The sequence below is a fragment of the Bacillus sp. SSR7 genome (genome assembly GCF_055902415.1).
In genome coordinates this window covers 303,881-323,653 of sequence record NZ_JBVVXV010000002.1, presented here as the reverse complement: position 1 = coordinate 323,653, position 19,773 = coordinate 303,881, and the positions used below count along the sequence as shown (strand labels likewise).

Sequence of the window (19,773 nt, the reverse complement as noted above, 5' to 3'; positions counted from 1 at the left end):
TCTCAACCCCTAGCTACCGTTTCTTTTTCACGTACAACATATTCTTTTGGAGCTTCTTCTTCACGTAATACACGAAGTGCTCCTTCTGCTAATGCTTCTAACTCATCTTCGCCTGGATGTACGATAACATCTGCAATCCAGTCCACTCGCTCTTTTATTTCATCGACAAGAATTTTACTGTAAGCAAGTCCGCCAGTTAATACGATTGCATCGATTTTCCCGTGAAGTACTGCGCTAGCCCCGCCAATCTCTTTTGCAACTTGATACGCCATTGCCTTATAAATAAGAGTTGCTTCAGGATCACCTTTTTCAACCATTTGCTCTACTTTAATCGCATCATTTGTACCGATTAAACTTACAAGTCCACCTTGTCCGACAAGTTTTTTAATCATTTCATCTCGGTAATACTCACCAGAGAAACACATTTCTACTAGTTGTCCTACTGGTACTGTACCAGCGCGCTCTGGACTAAATGGGCCTTCTCCGTTTAAACCGTTATTCACATCGATTACTCTTCCTTTTTTATGAGCACCAACTGTAATACCGCCACCCATATGTGTAACTAATAAATTTAAATCTTCGTATTTGTGATTTAACTGTTGAGCTACTTTACGAGCAACTGCTTTTTGATTTAATGCATGGAAAATACTTTTACGTTCCATACCAGCAATACCACTTATACGAGCAACCGGCTCCATTTCATCTACAACGACAGGGTCTACAATGAATGCGGGAATATTTAATCCAGAAGCAATTTCATATGCTAAAATGCCCCCAAGGTTTGAAGCGTGATGACCGCTAAACCCATTTTTTAAATCTTCTAACATCGCATCGTTTACTGTGTATGTTCCGCCCTCGATTGGACGAAGTAATCCCCCGCGTCCACAAACTGCGTTTAACTTTGAAATGTTAATACCGTGAGAATGTAGAACTTCTAAGATCGTTTCTTTACGAAACTCATATTGGTCAATAATTCGCTTATATTTTCCAATCTGTTCTTCGTCATGACGAATCGTTTCTTCTAAAACGGGTCTTTCATTATCAAAAACACCGATTTTTGTGGATGTACTACCCGGATTAATAACAAGAATTCGATTTAAAGACACTGTTGCTACCTCCACTAATAAATTCAAAAGGAGGTGGAAACCTCATAAGAGATAACCACACCTTTTGTAAAAGTAATATATGAATGATTAGCGACGGCTAATAATGTCGTGACCGTTGCGTAAGTATGTGCTACGAGAGTTTTTCAAGCTTGCAATGCGCTCTTCAGCTAGACGATCAGCTGCTACATAAGTTGCAATGCCATCGCGTTTTGAAATTTCGATTACTTTTGCAATTGTGTCATAAATTGACTCAACGCGTTTTAATGCACGTTCTCTATTGTATCCATATAACTCGTCTGCTACGTTAATTACGCCACCTGCATTAATTACATAATCTGGTGCGTATACGATACCCATTTCATGAATGATGTCGCCGTGACGATCTTCTTTTAATTGGTTATTCGCAGAACCAGCGATTACTTTTGCTTTAAGTTGTGGGATAGTTTCGTCATTAACTGTTGCGCCTAATGCACATGGTGCGTAAATATCACATTCAACACCGTAAATTTCATTTGGCTCAACTGCTGTTGCACCGAATTCTTCTACTGCACGTTGTACAGCTTCTTTATTAATATCTGTAACGATTAGTTTTGCTCCTTCAGCGTGTAAATGTTTGCATAGGTGATATGCTACGTTACCAACACCTTGAACAGCAATTACTTTTCCTTCTAAATTATCAGTACCGAAAGCTTCTTTCGCAGCAGCTTTCATACCACGATACACACCGTATGCAGTTACTGGAGATGGGTTACCAGAAGAACCGAATGATGGTGAAATACCTGTTACAAAGTCAGTTTCTTCGTGGATAATATCCATATCATCTACTGTTGTACCAACATCTTCAGCTGTAATGTAACGTCCGTTTAGCCCTTGAATGTAACGTCCTAATGCACGGAACATTGCTTCGCTCTTATCTTTACGTGGATCACCGATAATTACTGTTTTCGCACCACCTAAGTTTAAACCAGCTGCTGCGTTTTTGTATGTCATCCCTTTTGCAAGACGCAATGCATCTTCAATCGCCGCTTCTTCAGAATCATATGTCCACATTCTTGTTCCACCAAGAGCTGGTCCAAGTGTTGTATCATGAATTGCAATGATTGCTTTTAAACCAGATTCTTTATCTTGACAAAATACTACTTGCTCATAATCATATTTTTCTAAGTATTCGAAGATTTCTAATGTCATTGTCGTTTCCCCCTAATTGTTTTACCCTATTTGGTTTATTTTGAAGCAGTCGCAACTGCCAATGCTAATGAATATACTTTTGTTTCCGCTGAATCAGCACGAGATGTTAAAACAATCGGTGCTTTTGCGCCAGCAATCATTGCTCCTACTTTTGCATCTGCAAAGTATACGAGTGATTTATATAGCACATTTCCAGCTTCAATCGTTGGGACGAGTAAAATGTCTGCCTTACCTGCTACATCACTTACTATGCCTTTATGTTCTGCTGCAATTTGTGATACTGCATTATCTAAAGCAAGTGGTCCATCAACGACACAATTTTTAATTTGTCCGCGGCGATTCATTTGAGTTAACATCGCTGCATCAATTGTCGCTTGCATCGCAGGATTCACAACCTCTACTGCTGCAATTGGTGCTACCTTTGGCAAATCCATTCCTATTGCCCGGGCAACTTCTACAGTATTCTGTATAATAGCAGCTTTCTGTGTTACATCAGGTGCAATGTTCATCGCTGCATCTGTAACAAAAATGAGACGATCGTAATTTGGAACTTCAAATGCTGCAACGTGTGAAAGTACGCTACCTTTACGAAGTCCCCACTCTTTATTTAATACAGCTTTCAAAATATTTGCTGTTGGGATGTTTCCCTTCATGAGCACATCTGCTTCGCCATTTCTTACAGCTTTCACAGAAAGTTCTGCAGCCTCAGCACTTGACTGTGCTGCAATCACTTCAATATGTTCTGAAGTTTGTAAATTATGTTCTTGTAACATCCCCATTATTTTTTCTTGGTTTCCATATAGACGAAATTGAGCTAGCTGTAATGCAATTGCTTTCGCTACAGCTTCAATTACTTCATGATCTTCAGCTACTGCTACAGCCACAGTTTTTTTAGGCTGGCCTGCCGCTTGATCAATTAAGTGTTCTAACTTCATATTTTGTAATCAACCCTTTCCGTCGTCCCTCGTCTTTTTATTAAGCAAATACCGTGCCAACTTTTTAAAGTGGTCTTACCAATAATGAAAACGCATTCAAAACACAGTAAAATCAATACTTCGGAAAATAACAAAATATTCTGTCTTATTTTGTCACTTTTTGTATACCATGCAATAAATTGCACGGTACGCAATTTATTGCATGCTATTTTTTGCACACTCATACTTTTCTAGCTTGTAATATAAATTTCGAACCGAAATTCCTAACGCTCTTGCCGTTTGTGTTTTATTTCCACCAAATCTCTCTAAATATTCATGAATGATATTCCCTTCAAACTCCGTCACTAAATGCTCAAGTGGCTTTTCTTCTAACTCAGGTAATAAATGAGCTTGCTTTGACTCCACCTGCTCTTCGTTATGTAATGGGGGTAAATGTTGTACATCAATATAAGTCTCGTTATAATTCATAAAGATAATAGCTCTCCCCAAAATATTTTCAAGTTCCCTCACATTCCCTGGCCATTCATATGATTGTAAATATGAAATAGCAGAATTAGTGAGCCCCTCTATATTTCTGCCATAATCTTGGTTGATTTTTTGAATTAATCTGTCTGCGATTGCCGGTATATCCCCTTTACGCTGACGAAGAGATGGAATTTGAATTGGAATTTTATTTAATCGATAATATAAATCCTCCCTGAACTCTCCTTCTAAAATGGCTTTTTCTAAATTCACGTGCGTCGCTGCAATCACTCTGACATTAATAGGGATTGCTTTCGTTCCACCAACTTTTACAATCTCTTTTTCTTGCAAAACGCGAAGGAGTTTCGCTTGCGTATTGGCAGATAGTTCGCCTATTTCATCTAAAAAGATACTGCCGTTATTCGCTTCCTCAAAGAATCCACGTTTTCCGCCTCTTTTCGCGCCAGAAAATGCACCTTCCTCATAACCAAATAATTCACTTTCTAACAACGTCTCTGAAATAGCCGCACAGTTTACACGAACGAACTTATTATATTTTCGATTACTTCCATTATGGATAGCATGTGCAAACAATTCTTTACCTGTCCCTGACTCCCCGCGTAGCAATACTGTTGCTGGTGTATTCGCCCCCAGTTTTGCCTGCTCAATAGCAGCCGTTGTTTCATCTGAATTTCCGACAATGTCATCAAATGAATATTTCGCTTCTAACGTTCGAATAATTTGCCTTGCTCGATTCAATTCATTTGTTAACTTTTGAATTTCTGATACGTCACGAATTACACCAACGCTTCCTTTTAATATTCCATCTACAATGACCGGTGCTACGTTTACAATTACATCTCGCTTTTTTTGGCCAATCTTCATATGTATTCCTCGTACCGCCCTGCGCGTTCGAAGTACTTTCATATGCATACTTTCACCTTCTACAATATCAGTTGTAGCTGGCTTTCCAATAATGTCCTCTTCTGTTAAACCTGTTAATTTCGTATATGCAGGGTTAATTACTAAACCTCGACCTTTTTCATCCACGACCGAAATGGCTTCCTCAGACGAGTTAATAATCGCCTCAAGTAACGTTTGAATCTCCTTTAAATCTGTAACTTCTTCCGCAAGATCTACAACCTCTGTTATATCTTTAAAAATCGCAAATGCCCCTTGCACTTCTCCTCCCTCTTTTAATATTGGAATACGGGTTGTAATAATTTTCTTTCCATTCTCAAGCGTCAGTTCATAATTTACTTCTATTTGTTTCGTACGTATAATACGAAGCAACTTACTAGTCGGAATAACTTCTAAAATATATTTGCCTACCGCATCTTCTTTTTTATACCCGATAATACGCTCTGCACTTTTATTAAATAGGCGAACTTGTCCTTCTTGATCAATCACTATCATACCATCATGCGTAGAGTTTAAAATTAAATCACCTTGCTGTGTTTGTTCTTCTAACTTTCCAATTAAATCTTCCTTCTCATGTGCTAATCTCGTAACAATCTTCGCAATATCACCTGGTATAAGAAGAGTATCTTTATGCTTTTTCTTTAATAACTCTTTATGTAAATCATCATCACCTGTCATATCAAACATTACATCAATGTGCATAGAAAGAAACGGCGTTACACTCTCTCCAATGGTAACCCCGTATTCCTTAGCCATTTGCAATCCTTTTGCTACCGGATTTATATCAATAACCCCTATAATTTGAAATATATTCGAACTTTGCAACAGATTCAGCAATGTACTGCCACCTTCACCTGCACCAACAATTAAAACTTTTTGTTTCATATATTACACTTCCTCTCGAAGTATCTCTGCAAAATTTTTCACACCCTTATCTTACTCGTTCAGACCCCTCTTGACAAACCCCCTTTTCATATAACATCATTAAAATAAACAAAATAATCTGAAAAGGAGAGTTTATATGCAGCGTTACCTTGCTCTATTATTAGCACTCATCCCTATTTCATTAGCTGTGTTTGGCATCAAATTAATGAGAGATACTGTATTCGGGATTCTATTTCCTCCACTCTCCATACTTTGGTTACAATTTTTAATTGGCGCTCTTTGCTTCGGACTAGGGTTTTATATTTTTGGTGGCTTCGTCTTACACCGAGACCGTAAACGAAATAAAGTACAAGCGCGCTTTAGAAGATAGGAAATTCCTACTACTTATCAATAAAAAAATGAGACCGTTACACGCGGTCTCATTTTTTTATTGGCAATAACGTTCTTGCCGTTTCAGGATAATCCGTAATAATCGCCGATATATTCATATCAAAATATTTACGCATAAGTGTTTCTTCATTAATTGTATAGGGCCGAACTTCTACATCACTTTCCATCGTTAATTCAGCAATGGCATCTTGAAGATAACGATAATTCGGATGCACTGCTGTAGCGCCCATTTTTTTCGCATATGCCCACGGGCTATGCAAGCCTTCACGATATAAAATCGCTGTTTGAATATCAGGAGCCATCATATGACACCTTTTCATGCTGTAGTGATTAAATGAAGAAAATATAACACGATCTTCTAGATTAAATTTCCGTACAAGCGTTATAACTTCTTCCTCTAAACCTCTGTATGGAATTTTATTGTTTTTAAGTTCAATATTAAGTAGCAACTCTGTTTTTTCAATCCATTCTAACACCTCTTCTAAAAGAGGTATTTTACAAAATCCTACTTTATCACCAAATTTATAGCTCGCATCTAATTTACATAAATCCTCATATACATAATTTCGGACCGCACCTTTTCCATTCGTTGTCCGGTCCACTGTTTCATCATGAATGACAACAACCTTTCCGTCTTTCGTTAATTGAACATCAAGCTCAATTCCATCTGCCTTAAAAGATTCAGCTGCTTCAAATGAAATCATCGTATTTTCTGGGTACGTTCCCGCTGCACCACGATGTGCAAATATAAGAGTCATCCTCACTCCCCCAATCTTTATGCTATACTATACGAAAAAGGAGGTACTTCTATGAGACCATTACAAATTTCTCCAGACACTGCAGTCCGCCTATCAAAAGCATTAGGTGTTCCACTTGAACAACTTATGCATATGCCGCAGCACATTTTAATTCAAAAGTTAGTTGAATTAGAAAAACAAAATAAAGACGAAGAATAATACAGTCCTGTTTCACAGGACTTTTTATTATTTTCTATTATATCATGGATGACTTGCTTGCTAAAATCCCTCATTGGATATACCGTGATTCAATTTAACCCTCGCTTCAAACATGTATATTAAATTAAAGTAAATAAAAAGACCAATGAATTCTAACATTCATTGGCCATGAAATAAAAAGTTCATTGGTTTTACATTTAATATCAAGCATCAATTTCAAGAATGATTAAGCTTTACTAAAACTTATATCTCTTACTATTTTTACTCTCAGCTAGCCTTATGTTCAAGTCTCAACTTATCCGCAACCATTGCGATAAACTCTGAGTTCGTAGGTTTTGCTTTTGACATAGATACTGTATAACCGAATAAGGACGAAATAGAATCGATATTCCCACGACTCCATGCTACTTCAATTGCGTGACGGATTGCACGCTCGACACGGCTTGCTGTTGTATTATATTTCTTCGCGATATCTGGATACAATACTTTCGTAATAGATCCAAGTAATTCGATGTCATTGTACACCATAGAAATTGCTTCCCTTAAGTACATGTACCCTTTAATATGAGCAGGCACACCAATTTCATGAATGATACTCGTAATGCTTGCATCTAAGTTTTTCGGTTTTCCATCTACTGTTGTTGCTGATCGGAAAGATGGCAGTGGACGTTTAATAGTAGCGTTCGCTTTACCGCTCACTTGACGAATATGACTCGTTAAATTCTCCATATCAAATGGTTTTAATATGAAATATGACGCACCTAAGTCAACTGCTTTTTTCGTCACATCTTCTTGTCCAAACGCTGTCAACATAATTACGCTAGGCTGTCTTAACCTTTCAATATGGCGCATTTTCTCTAGTACAGCTAACCCATCTAAATGTGGCATAATAATATCTAATACAAGTACATCCGGCTGCTTATCTTTTAATAAATTTAAACACTCTTGACCATTATAAGCAGTACCGATTACTTCCATATCCTCTTGAGCAGCTACATAACTCTCTAGCATTGATACTAATTCTTTATTATCATCCACAAGACATACTTTAATTTTCTCCACAGCTTTTCCTCCCTTACCGAATCGATTCTCCGACATGTGTATCCTTCTAGGCTACATGAATTGTTCGACAATTGTGTGAAAATTCCCTTTTAAAGTTTGTTACTTTCCGATAAAATCACAAAAAAATATGTTTATCGTTCATTTATTCCTTTTCGCAACACATTCCATCATAGAAAAACAACGAAACGTTCAACCCTTTCCTTTTATTTTACAACAAAAAACACCTCTTGCGGAGCTTTTACAAAATTTCAACGAATTTTTCAATAGAAAAACGAGCTAATTATTAATTAGCTCGCTTTTCTTTCTTGATCATAAATGTTAATTCCAGCCTCATGTAACATCCATTCAATATGAACACCATATCCTGATGTTGGATCATTTACAAATACATGTGTAACAGCGCCAATTACCTTTCCATTTTGTACAATTGGACTTCCGCTCATCCCCTGTACGATACCACCTGTTTTCGCTAATAAACGTTTATCTGTTACTTTTATTACCATGCCCTTTGTTGCCGGAAACTTTTGCGGTACTGTACTCACAACTTCGATATCAAACGCTTCCACTTTATCTTGATCAATAACTGTTAATATTTTTGCTGGTCCTTCTTTTACTTGATGAGATAGTGCAATAGGCATTGCTTTATCCATTACGCCATTTGTCATATTTGTATTCAATTTGCCAAAAATACCAAATGGACTATTTATTGTAATATTGCCAATCACTTCACGATCAGGTGAGAACCTCGCTAATTTCTCCCCTGGATTCCCATGACTACCTCTTTCAATTGATGTAACTGTCGAACGCATAATTTGTCCATCTTCGACTTGAATCGGCTTTTTCGTATCATTATCAGAAATGACATGACCAAGTGCCCCATATTTCATAGAATCAGGATGAACAAATGTCATTGTTCCGATTCCAGCTGCCGAATCACGAATATATAAACCAATGCGATAAGACGATTCTCCACTGTCTTTTTGTGGTGTTAACTTAGTGCGGATATGCTTTCCATCCCTTAACAAAACGAGATTTAGCGGTTCGCCTGTTTCCCCACTATTATGAATAAATGGTGCTACATCACTCATTCTTTCAATTGTTTTACCATTAATTTCAGTAATCATATCTCCAATTTGCACACCGGCTGTTTCACCAGGAGATACTTTCCCTTTTTCAGTTTGAATTAAATGATGGCCTACAACAAGTACCCCTTTTGTGTTTAACTTTACACCAATTGATTGTCCACCTGGAATAACTTTGAAATCTTTTAATACTCTCACATTTACTTTTTTCACTGGAAAACCAGCAAGCTGAAACACCATATCTGCTTCACCATTTTGATGAGAATTTACCATAAGTCCTTGTTTTTGTTCATTTGAACTTACTGTAAACACATGACGATCTGTAGATGAAGCTTTAAACACTGGTAATGAAGCTATTTCTGATTGTTGTCCTTCAAAAACAACAAGTTGCTTCGGAGATGAAATAAACGTCCGAAGCGGCTTAAAACACCCAATAAAAACTAAAGAAACAAGGAGAAAAATACCTATTATTTTGCGAAATCTTTCTAATTTCAATTTGTTCACTCTCCTCGCTCCTACCCCACATTCAGCCTTTTGGCTTCACTTTTTAATCTCTCCTTGCAATGCTTTATTTATAACCGGAAGAATTAAGAAATCATCATTTGAGAAAAAAAGCTATCCATTACTGGATAGCCTCTGCTGTCTGTTTAAAATGATGCGCTTGCGTAAGTAATTCTTTCGCATGTTCTGTCGTTAAATCTGTAATTTCCACACCAGAAATCATTCGAGCTATTTCTGTTACTTTATCCTCCATAGTTAAAACGGTAACTGACGTAATTGTTCGATCATTTGCTACTTGTTTTCGAATAAATAGATGCGAATCCGCCATTGAAGCTACTTGAGGTAAGTGCGTAATACAAAGTACTTGTGAGTTTACTGATACTCGATAAATTTTTTCCGCAATAGCCTGTGCGACCCGGCCACTTACACCAGTATCCACCTCATCAAAAATTACAGATGCAACACCTTGATGCTTAGAAAAAATACTTTTTAAAGCTAAAATAATACGAGATAACTCTCCGCCGGAAGCAACCTTTGAAAGTGGTTTTAGCGGCTCACCTGGATTTGTTGAAATATAAAATTCCACATGGTCATAGCCATCCGCCGTAAGTCTTACTGGTGCTCCCTCCACAAGAGGCTCTTCAGCATTTCCTTCTCTCTTCATAATTCTCACTTCAAATTTTGTTTTTTCCATATATAATTCTTTTAATTCCTGATGAATGGCATTTGTAAGATGCTCTGCAAGTTCATGACGCATATTACTTAACAACGTTGCTTCTTTCAGAATAACACTTTCTAATTCTTTCAACTGTTTCTTCGTCGTTTCAATATGAACGTCTTTATTTTCAATCGTAAAAATTTCTTGTTCAATTTTATCAGCATACGCTAAAATCTCTTCTACAGTATTTCCATATTTTCTCTTTAGCATACGAATTTCATTTAAACGCGTTTCAATTTCGTCTAAGCGATTCGGATCATATTCCATCATATCGAGCTTTTCTCTTAGTTGATACGCAACTTCTTCTAATAAATAATAACTATTGGCAATGGAATCATGATTTTCTTGATACACTTCATCTAAATGTGTAATACTCTCCATTTGTCCCATTGCGCTTCGTACATTATCTAGTCCTTGTCCATCAGCACTTAACGAGCGATACGCGTCACCTAATGCTTTATAAATCTTTTCGAAATTAGAAATTTGCAATCGTTCTTCAGTTAAGTCATTTTCTTCATCCATCTTTAAATCCGCTTTACGGATTTCTTCATGCTGGAATTGAATTAAATCTAAACGATGTGCCATTTGTTGTTCATTTTCACTTAACGATTTCAACTGTTTTTTTAATTTCTCATAGTCAGCATATACGTTTTGGTATATATCTAATTGTTTAACGATACGCTCTCCATCAAAATGATCGAGCATAAATAGATGACGTTCTTCATTCATTAAGTCTTGCGTTTCGTGTTGCCCATGGATATCAACAAGTGTTTTTCCAATTTCTTTTAATACACTAAGGGTAACTAGTTTTCCATTTACACGACATACACTTTTTCCGTTTGCAGCGATATCACGCTTCAAAATAATCATGCCGTCTTCTATTTCTATATCCAACTCTTCTGCTTTTTCAATACATGGATGCTTATCATCTTCCACATAAAATAGTCCCTCTATCTCAGCTTTTTCTGTTCCGTATCGAACAAATTCTGCTGAACCACGGCCACCTACAAGTAAACTAATCGCATCAATAATAATCGATTTTCCGGCCCCTGTTTCACCACTTAAAACCGTTAATCCTTTTTGAAAAGAAATATTTAATGCCTCAATAATAGCAAAGTTTCTAATCGATAATTCCGATAACAATGCCCCATTCACCTCGTTATAAACTAATCCCCTATGAAGGGCTTTTCTCAGTTCTTTATTCAAATAGTCATACTATATGTTTGTATGTATAAATTACTTTTCTAACCGCTCCATTGTACCAAACATTTGTTTTACGGGTCAATCCACCTATTTCCTAATTTTATTCAAAGAAAATATTATATTACAATTAAGAATTCACGTTTTTAACCAATAAAAATATCCTGTTCACTTTCCACTTTACAGAGGAAAGCAAACAAGATTTTTTTGTTACAGCATATTTAAGAAACGATCAGAGACAACACCTGTGTCTTCAGGTGTACGGCAAATAATTAAGCAAGTATCATCACCACAAATGGTTCCGATGATCTCATCCCACTCTAAATGATCAATAAGTGCTCCAAGTGAATGAGCGTTACCAGGCAATGTTTTTAGCACAAGCATATGTCCTGCCGTGTCTAATTTTACAAATGAATCCACTAGATTGCGTTTTAATTTTTGTAACGGGTTAAATCGTTGATCTGCTGGCAAGCTATATTTATAGCGCCCATCATGTAATGGCACTTTCACTAAGTGCAATTCTTTAATATCGCGCGATACTGTTGCTTGCGTTACATTAAATCCCTCATTACGTAGAATATCAACTAATTCATCTTGTGTTTCAATTTCTTTGTTCGCAATAATTTCCCTGATTTTAATATGGCGCTGACCTTTATTCATACATTTGCACCTCACACTATCTCTTACCATAGTTTAAACATTGGTATACTTCACTTATTTATGTTAACTTATAATTCGTTACTTGTACACAATTGTTTTTACAATCATTATACAATTACAACAAAAAGAGGAACAACATATGTTATTCCCCTTTCCCTTTTTGTTTTAGGACATCATGTGCCTCTGTAACTACTTGCTCAACAGAAACTGGAGAATGATTTTCGCCATTCTCACGTTCACCATGCCATTTCAGATGAATTAAAAATTCAATATTACCATCCCCGCCCGTAATTGGTGAGAATGTTAAACCTTCTACGTCGTATCCTTCTTTTATAGCAAAGTCGACAATCATTTCTACGACAGCCTCATGTACTTTTCGATCACGAACGATACCCTTTTTACCAACTTGCTCTCTTCCAGCTTCAAACTGCGGTTTAATTAACGCTGCTACATCCCCATTCGGCATAAGCATTGTTTTTAAAACTGGCAATATAAGCTTTAATGATATAAATGAAACATCAATACTAGCAAATTGCGGTAAACCACGTTCTAAGTCTGCTGGTGTTACGTAACGGAAGTTTGTTCGTTCCATTACGACAACACGCTCATCTTGACGTAATTTCCACGCAAGTTGATTGTACCCTACGTCTAATGCATAAGATAATTTCGCTCCATTTTGAAGCGCGCAATCGGTAAAGCCACCAGTTGATGAACCAATATCTATCATAACTTTATCTTGTAAATCAAGATGAAATGTCTCTAATGCCTTTTCAAGTTTATAACCACCACGGCTTACATACGGCATAACTTGCCCCTTCACCGTAATCTCTGTATCTTGTGGGATTTTCTCTCCTGGCTTATCCAATCTCATCTCATTCGCATATACAAGGCCGGCCATAATGGCGCGTTTTGCTTTCTCACGTGTTTCTATAAGCCCTCGCTCTACTAATAGTACATCTACTCTTTCTTTTTTCGCACTCATTTGTTACGCCCTTTTTTGTTTTGATGGAATCATTGTATGAATACGGTCTACAACAGCATCTGTCGTTAAACCGATTTCTTCTAATAATTTTGTTACACTACCGTGCTCTATGAATCGATCTGGAATACCCATTCGTTCAACTAACGCACTATGGTACCCGTTCTCAGACGCAAATTCAACTACTCCTGTTCCAAAACCACCAATTAAGCAAGCTTCTTCAATCGTTAAAATTGGTATGTTTTTTCCTAAGAGATCATGTAAATATGCTTCATCCATTGGTTTAATGAAGCGAGCGTTCACTACTTTTACTGAAACCCCAGCCTTTTCAAGACGCTCAGCCGCTTCCATTGCCATTGGTATTGTCGTACCAAATGTTAAAATAGCTGCTTGTGTACCTTCTTTTAACGTTTCCCATGAACCGATTGGAATCGCCTTTAATTCTTCATCCATATGAACGCCTAGTCCATTACCTCGTGCATAACGTAATGCGATTGGTCCATCTTCATATTGCATCGCCGTGTATACTAAATGTTGCCCTTCATTTTCATCTTTCGGCATCATAAGTACCATATTCGGCAAGTGACGTAAGAATGAAATATCAAATACACCTTGATGCGTTTCACCATCTGCTCCTACTAAACCAGAGCGATCGATTCCGATGAAAACATTTAAATTTTGGCGGCATATATCATGAACAACTTGGTCATATGCTCTTTGCAAAAATGTTGAATAAATCGCTAAGAATGGTTTCATACCTTGCGTTGCCATACCCGCTGCCATTGTTGTAGCATGCTGTTCTGCAATACCTACATCAATCATACGATCTGGGAATTCTTTTTGGAATTTCTCAAGTTTTGATCCAACAGGCATTGCAGGTGTAATTGCAACGATACGCTCATCCGTTCTCGCTAACTTAAGTACTGTTTCACTAACAACAGCACTCCATGCTGGTGCAACCTCTTTCGGTTTAACGAAGTCACCTGATTCAATTTTATAAGGTCCTGTTCCATGCCAAGTGCCAATAACATCACTCTCAGCTGGTTTGTAACCTTTTCCTTTTTTCGTAATAACATGAACAAGCACCGGGCCTTTTGTTTTCTTTGCATATTGCAACGTTTCGAATAACTTTTCATAATCATGTCCATCGACTGGACCTAAATATGTAAAGCCTAACTCTTCGAAAAAGACACCGGATACTAGTAAATATTTAAGACTATCTTTTATTTTCTCTGCTGTCGCAGCAACTTTCCCACCGACAGCTGGGATTTTCTTCAAAATATACTCTAGCTCGTCTTTTACCCAATGGTATTTTCCTGCGGTACGTAGACGTCCAAGCACATTATGAAGCGCACCAACGTTTGGCGCAATTGACATTTCATTATCATTCAAAATAACAATCATATCTGTTTTTTCATGTCCAATATGGTTCAATGCCTCTAAAGCCATTCCGCCCGTTAAAGCACCATCACCAATGATTGGTATAACATATTCTTTCGTTTTCTTTAAATCACGTGCTAGAGCCATTCCCATTGCAGCAGATAATGATGTCGAGCTATGGCCAGTTTCCCATACATCGTGCTCACTCTCACAACGTTTTGGGAAACCACATAGACCTTGATATTGCCTTAATGTGCCGAATTCTTTTGCACGTCCAGTTAAAATTTTATGTACATAGGATTGATGTCCTACGTCCCATAAAAATTTATCTTTCGGACTATCAAATAATTTATGCAGAGCAATTGTGAGTTCTACTACACCTAAATTAGGCGCAATATGTCCACCTGTTTGAGAGAGCTCTTCAATTAAAAACTTACGAATATCCTCACTCAATCCCTCTAGTTCACTGATAGACATATCTTTCAAAAAACTAGGGTTTTGAATTTGCGTTAGATCCACATGGATCACTCACTTTCATTTCATAATCTGTCAACATGTCAAATATTATAAAAAACATTTACACAAAACAAGAAATTCTCTTTTTTTTATTTTTCACCTTGTCCTGCTATTAACCAGTCTATTGCGCCCTAATCTTATTATAAACTATATTTCTTTAGGCGATGAAAAAAATAGCCGCTAACACGAAGTGATAACGGCAATGTAATCTACATATATTTTTGCCAATAACAAGAAAAGAAAAACCTTTTCCTACATTTATATCATAAAATGATGAATGACTCAACAAATGAAAACGCTGTTATATTAGTTATTACGTTTTGCAATCAAATCGCAAATAGATAGTAAATATTCATCTTGTAATTGCAAGGAACTAATAGCATCTTTTGCTTTTGCAATCGTTTCTTCTAAAATATCCTTTGCTCTATCTACAGTAAATAACGTCGTATATGTGCTCTTTTCGTTGGAAACATCACTACCAATCGGTTTTCCAATCTCTTCTTCGGTTCCTTCCACATCTAAAATATCATCTCGAATTTGGAAAGCTAGGCCGATATATTTTGCAAACTCAAGTAATTTTTCTTCCTGTTCTTCTGTGGCATTAGAAAGTATCGACCCTGCTAGTACAGCGAATTCAAGTAGTTTCCCAGTCTTATGCTTATGAATATATTCTAGCTCATCGATCGTAAGCTGTTTCCCTTCCGCTTCCATGTCTGCTACTTGTCCGCCAACCATTCCCTCTGGTCCTGCCGCCTTTGCAAGCTCAAGTACAAGTCTTACTTTTTTCTCAGCTGAGATTTCCTTTTGTTCATATGCCATAATAACTTGAAAAGCATATGTCAACAAACCATCTCCTGCTAAAACCGCCATCGCTTCACCAAATACTTTATGATTTGTGGGCTTCCCTCTTCTTAAATCATCATCATCCATACAAGGTAAATCATCATGAACTAATGAGTATGTATGTATCATTTCAAGAGCACAAGCTGCACCTACACCAAGATTTTTTTCTTTACCAAACGCTTGTAATGTTGCAAATAAAAGTAACGGGCGGAGACGCTTTCCACCCGCTTCCAAAGAATATGCCATCGCTTCACGAAGTACATTTGGACATTGTAATTCATTTGCATAGCTTACAAGCTTCTCTTCTACGAAAGTTTTACTTTCTTTCAAAAAAGTATCAAAAGCAATTGTCACTATGCTTCATCTCCTAAAGCAGTAAACGGTTCAAGCTCTCCATCTTCCCCAAGAATAACTGCCATTTGTTCTTGTACGTTCTTCAACTTCTCATCACAAAGCTTAGATAATTCCATACCCTCTTTAAAATAAGAAATTGCTTCTTCTAAAGGTACGTCACCTTGCTCTAACTTAGAAACGAGGTGCTCAAGTTGCGAAATTGCCTCTTCAAAGCTTAATTTATTTTCCATTATTCAATTCACGCTCCTCTATTCCTGATACGCTACAATCTAGTATTCCATCTTGTAATTGAACTGAAACAGCATCTCCAAGGCTAACATCTTTCACACTTTTTAACACTTGCTTCTCTTCATCATATACAAGCCCGTACCCTCTCATCATTACTTTAAGCGGACTTAGCGCTTCAAGTTTTTGAGCAGCTCTTACAAAGGTAAATTCTTTCGTTTGGAGTAACGTTTGCATTTCACGTTGCAATTGCTTTTGCAACGTTTCAACTGCTACCTTCGTTTGCATAATTTTTTGAGATGGGTGGTGCTTCTCTAAATAAAATGAAAGCTGTTTTAACTGATTTACCTTTTTATCAATATAGCGCTCTTTCGCTAACACAAGCTGTTCTAACGCTCTATCCAATTGCTCTTCTTTTTGCTCATATACTTGTCTTGGATAACGGAACGCATAAGATTTTTGCAATACTTGTAGTTTTTCTTCTTTTTTATGTACTAACTCTCTCATTGCTCTTTGCAACCTTAGAGTTCTTTGTAATACCTTTTCTTGTAACTCGATAATATTAGGCGCTGCCAGCTCAGCCGCTGCAGTTGGTGTTGGTGCTCTTAAATCGGCAACAAAATCCGCAATTGTAAAGTCTGTTTCATGGCCTACTGCTGAAATAATAGGGATCTCACTCTTGAAAATAGCTCTTGCAACCATCTCTTCATTAAACGCCCACAATTCCTCAATAGAGCCTCCACCGCGCCCAACGATTAGGACATCTATCCCTTCCATTTCATTCGCTGTACGAATCGCTTGTACAATTGAGGGAGCTGCTGACTCCCCCTGTACAAGTACTGGAAACACAATAACATTTCCAATTGGATAACGACGTTTAATCGTTGTTATAATATCACGAATCGCTGCCCCTGTTGGTGACGTAATCACACCTATTGTTTTCGCGTAAGGAGGGATTGTTTTTTTGTAAACTTGAGAAAACAATCCTTCTTCCTCTAAACGAACCTTTAATTGTTCGTAAGCTAAATGCAAGTTTCCGACTCCGTCAGGCTGCATGTCTTGAATATAAATTTGATAAGAACCACTCGCCTCGTAAACAGAGATTTTCCCTTTCACGAGTACCTTCATCCCATTTTCAGGTCTGAATTTAATATTACGATTATGACCCGCAAACATAACCGCTGCGATTCTTGCATTTTCATCTTTCAATGTAAAATACATGTGGCCACGGCTATGATTTTTAAAGTTGGAAATTTCACCTTTTAACCAAACAGACTGCAAATGCGGATCATATTCTATTTTTGTTTTTATATAGCGTGTTAACGCTGTAACGGTTAAATATTGTTTCTCCATTTCTCTCTCCTCATAGCCGACTCAAATTATTTACAAACGACACCTGCACGCTTAGCCGATTCAACAGTATTATGAAGAAGCATTGTGATTGTCATTGGACCAACACCCTTTGGCACAGGTGTAATGTAACCTGCAACATCTAACACGTTGTCAAAGTCAACATCACCACAAAGTTTTCCTGTTTCTAAACGGTTTACACCAACGTCGATTACAACTGCTCCTTCTTTCATATAATCAGCTGTTACCATTTTAGGTCGTCCTACTGCTACGATTAAAATATCAGCTAATTTCGTTAACTCTTTCATATTTTGCGTCTTAGAATGACAGTATGTGACAGTTGCATTTTCATTTAAGAACAATTGTCCCACTGGCTTGCCGACAATATTACTTCTTCCAATTACTACAACATGTTTTCCTGAGATATCAAGATTTGTTTCTTTTACTAACTCTACAATACCATGCGGTGTACATGGAAGGAATGTATCTTGTCCCGTCATCATACGTCCTACGCTGATTGGGTGAAATCCATCTACATCTTTTTCTGGTGAAATTCTTTCAATGATAGCTTTTTCTTCAATATGTTTTGGTAAAGGTAATTGCACTAATATGCCATTAATGCGGTCATCGCCATTTAAGCGATCGATTTCAGCAAGCAAACGCTCCTCCGTAATTGTTTCAGGAAGTTCAATTAGCTCTGAATAGATTCCTACTTGTTCACAGCCCTTTTCTTTTCCTTTTACATAAGAACGAGATGCTGGATCTTCTCCAACTAGAATAACTGCTAATCCTGGTACAATCCCTTGCTCTTTCAACTTCACAACTTCTTCTGTTAATTGTGCTCGTTTTTTCTCCGCAACTTCATTTCCTTTGATGATTACTGCTACCATTTTAAGATTCCCCCTTAAAGAAATTACAGTGTATCTTTTATATTAGATAAAACGCCGTTAATAAAACGACGAGATTCCTCATCCCCAAATGTTTTAGCAATTTCAATTGCCTCGTTAATTGTTACGTTGTGTGGAATTTCTTCCATATATTTCATTTCACACACAGCTACACGTAAAATACTGCGATCAACAATACTAATACGCTCAAGCTTCCATTTTTTTAAGTTTTGACGAATCGCTTCATCAATTACTTCTTTATTTTCTACAAAACCTACTACAAGTGATTCTAGAAACTCATTTGTTTCTTCACCTTCATCTAGCGTGTTTTCCACCGCTACTTTCGGTTCTAATTCACCTGTAATATCCATTTGATATAATGCTTGCATAGCTCTTTCTCTAGCCGTCCTACGTTTCATTGTAACTCTCCTTTATGCTTCAAGTCTTTCCTTATGCTTTGTTATATTATTATAATTTATAAGCCGTCAATTCACTTACTCTTACAGTTTTCATTGATTTTCCAACCTTATAATACAATGATAATAACACAATTTATCGTTTCACACACGGGTTACAAGGCTGAAAAATAATAAAAAGATTAACTTCAAGTTCCATATCTTATCACAATGTACGTTTTTTGGTAAAACGAAACATTTTCTTTTTTATTTCTCATTTTTTGAAATAGTATAATAATTAGAGGGTTGTAATTTGTGAAGAAACGAAACGATAAAAAAGATGCCTATGTTACTAGGCACCTTTTTCATTCTTACACTGGTTCGATTTCTGTTTTTTGTGTTTCGAATGTTACGCCAACGATGTGAACATTCACTTCTTTTGGCTCAAGCCCTGTCATTGTAAAGAGTGCTTGGCGGATGTTGTCTTGAATCTTTTGTGCAACAACTGGAATTGCTACGCCAAAATACATCACAACATAAAGGTCAACGATAATATCTTCGTTTGCTAATTCAACCTTTACACCTTTACCATGATTTTTCTTACCTAACTTCTCAACAACATCTGTAGCAAAATTACCACGCATTGCCGCTACGCCTTCTACCTCAGCAGCTGCAATACCTGCGATTACTTCAATTACTTCTGGTGCAATTTCTACTTTACCAAGAGTTGTATCTTGACCCATATCTAACATATGTTCAGCCATGAAAAAAACCTCCT

19 protein-coding genes are annotated in these 19,773 nt (G+C 37.0%); 2 read left to right on the top strand and 17 right to left on the bottom strand.

Features of this window, described 5'->3' with window-relative positions; all coding sequences use genetic code 11:
* Positions 1-2: 2 nt before the first annotated feature.
* From buk to AC0NJG_RS05725, 4 genes are all read right to left on the bottom strand, one after another.
* On the bottom strand, positions 3-1,106 hold the full coding sequence (gene buk, locus AC0NJG_RS05740) for a butyrate kinase (RefSeq protein WP_048550744.1): 1,104 nt from the start codon (positions 1,104-1,106) through the stop codon (positions 3-5).
* 87 nt (positions 1,107-1,193) lie between these two features.
* On the bottom strand, positions 1,194-2,294 hold the full coding sequence (locus AC0NJG_RS05735) for a leucine dehydrogenase (protein ID WP_000171362.1): 1,101 nt from the start codon (positions 2,292-2,294) through the stop codon (positions 1,194-1,196).
* Between the two features lie 35 nt (positions 2,295-2,329).
* Complete coding sequence (yqiS, locus tag AC0NJG_RS05730; RefSeq protein ID WP_048550746.1) at positions 2,330-3,229, bottom strand: phosphate butyryltransferase; 900 nt, start codon at positions 3,227-3,229, stop codon at positions 2,330-2,332.
* 195 nt (positions 3,230-3,424) lie between these two features.
* Positions 3,425-5,497 carry a sigma-54 interaction domain-containing protein gene (locus AC0NJG_RS05725; protein WP_474062917.1) on the bottom strand — a complete coding sequence of 691 codons (2,073 nt, stop codon included), beginning with the start codon at positions 5,495-5,497 and terminating at the stop codon, positions 3,425-3,427.
* Between the two features lie 136 nt (positions 5,498-5,633).
* Here AC0NJG_RS05725 and AC0NJG_RS05720 point away from each other — a divergent pair, with 136 nt between their 5' ends.
* The gene (locus tag AC0NJG_RS05720) at positions 5,634-5,867 is read left to right on the top strand and encodes a DUF2627 domain-containing protein (protein ID WP_001190188.1); all 234 of its coding nucleotides are present in this window, start codon (positions 5,634-5,636) and stop codon (positions 5,865-5,867) included.
* Between the two features lie 49 nt (positions 5,868-5,916).
* On the opposite strand, the gene AC0NJG_RS05715 is transcribed toward AC0NJG_RS05720, so the two are convergent.
* Positions 5,917-6,645: a glycerophosphodiester phosphodiesterase gene (locus tag AC0NJG_RS05715; RefSeq protein ID WP_048550749.1), complete on the bottom strand. Its 729-nt coding sequence runs from the start codon at positions 6,643-6,645 to the stop codon at positions 5,917-5,919.
* Positions 6,646-6,696: 51 nt separating this feature from the next.
* Between AC0NJG_RS05715 and AC0NJG_RS05710 the strand changes: the two genes are divergently transcribed.
* Positions 6,697-6,843 (top strand): YycC family protein, encoded by a 147-nt coding sequence (locus AC0NJG_RS05710; protein WP_001247671.1) that lies wholly within the window; start codon positions 6,697-6,699, stop codon positions 6,841-6,843.
* A gap of 267 nt (positions 6,844-7,110) precedes the next feature.
* Here AC0NJG_RS05710 and spo0A read toward each other — a convergent pair whose 3' ends face one another.
* The 12 genes from spo0A to AC0NJG_RS05650 all read right to left on the bottom strand — a co-directional run bounded on the left by spo0A (position 7,111) and on the right by AC0NJG_RS05650 (position 19,759).
* Positions 7,111-7,905, bottom strand: a complete 795-nt coding sequence (gene spo0A / locus AC0NJG_RS05705) for a sporulation transcription factor Spo0A (protein WP_014297988.1) — start codon at positions 7,903-7,905, stop codon at positions 7,111-7,113.
* Positions 7,906-8,192: 287 nt separating this feature from the next.
* Positions 8,193-9,491, bottom strand: a complete 1,299-nt coding sequence (gene spoIVB, locus AC0NJG_RS05700; RefSeq protein WP_002028467.1) for a SpoIVB peptidase — start codon at positions 9,489-9,491, stop codon at positions 8,193-8,195.
* A gap of 118 nt (positions 9,492-9,609) precedes the next feature.
* A complete protein-coding gene (recN, locus tag AC0NJG_RS05695) occupies positions 9,610-11,349 on the bottom strand; it encodes a DNA repair protein RecN (RefSeq protein WP_000947752.1) in 1,740 nt (579 codons plus the stop codon).
* A 267-nt stretch (positions 11,350-11,616) separates the two neighbouring features.
* Positions 11,617-12,066, bottom strand: coding sequence for an arginine repressor ArgR (gene argR / locus AC0NJG_RS05690; RefSeq protein WP_001032581.1), 450 nt, complete (start codon positions 12,064-12,066; stop codon positions 11,617-11,619).
* A gap of 142 nt (positions 12,067-12,208) precedes the next feature.
* Positions 12,209-13,048 carry a TlyA family rRNA (cytidine-2'-O)-methyltransferase gene (locus AC0NJG_RS05685; protein ID WP_001274742.1) on the bottom strand — a complete coding sequence of 280 codons (840 nt, stop codon included), beginning with the start codon at positions 13,046-13,048 and terminating at the stop codon, positions 12,209-12,211.
* 3 nt (positions 13,049-13,051) lie between these two features.
* Positions 13,052-14,944 (bottom strand): 1-deoxy-D-xylulose-5-phosphate synthase, encoded by a 1,893-nt coding sequence (gene dxs / locus AC0NJG_RS05680; protein WP_000366448.1) that lies wholly within the window; start codon positions 14,942-14,944, stop codon positions 13,052-13,054.
* A gap of 303 nt (positions 14,945-15,247) precedes the next feature.
* Entirely contained in the window at positions 15,248-16,138 is an 891-nt protein-coding gene (ispA, locus tag AC0NJG_RS05675) for a (2E,6E)-farnesyl diphosphate synthase (RefSeq protein ID WP_000150362.1), read from the bottom strand.
* A complete protein-coding gene (xseB, locus tag AC0NJG_RS05670; RefSeq protein ID WP_000428423.1) occupies positions 16,138-16,368 on the bottom strand; it encodes an exodeoxyribonuclease VII small subunit in 231 nt (76 codons plus the stop codon). Before xseB ends, ispA begins: the two co-directional genes overlap by 1 nt.
* On the bottom strand, positions 16,358-17,716 hold the full coding sequence (xseA, locus tag AC0NJG_RS05665; protein ID WP_474062916.1) for an exodeoxyribonuclease VII large subunit: 1,359 nt from the start codon (positions 17,714-17,716) through the stop codon (positions 16,358-16,360). Before xseA ends, xseB begins: the two co-directional genes overlap by 11 nt.
* 26 nt (positions 17,717-17,742) lie before the next feature.
* Positions 17,743-18,603, bottom strand: coding sequence for a bifunctional methylenetetrahydrofolate dehydrogenase/methenyltetrahydrofolate cyclohydrolase FolD (gene folD, locus AC0NJG_RS05660; protein ID WP_000226737.1), 861 nt, complete (start codon positions 18,601-18,603; stop codon positions 17,743-17,745).
* 23 nt (positions 18,604-18,626) lie between these two features.
* A complete protein-coding gene (nusB, locus tag AC0NJG_RS05655; RefSeq protein WP_087954329.1) occupies positions 18,627-19,019 on the bottom strand; it encodes a N utilization substance protein NusB in 393 nt (130 codons plus the stop codon).
* A gap of 347 nt (positions 19,020-19,366) precedes the next feature.
* Complete coding sequence (locus AC0NJG_RS05650) at positions 19,367-19,759, bottom strand: Asp23/Gls24 family envelope stress response protein (RefSeq protein WP_000807630.1); 393 nt, start codon at positions 19,757-19,759, stop codon at positions 19,367-19,369.
* Positions 19,760-19,773 lie beyond the last annotated feature (14 nt).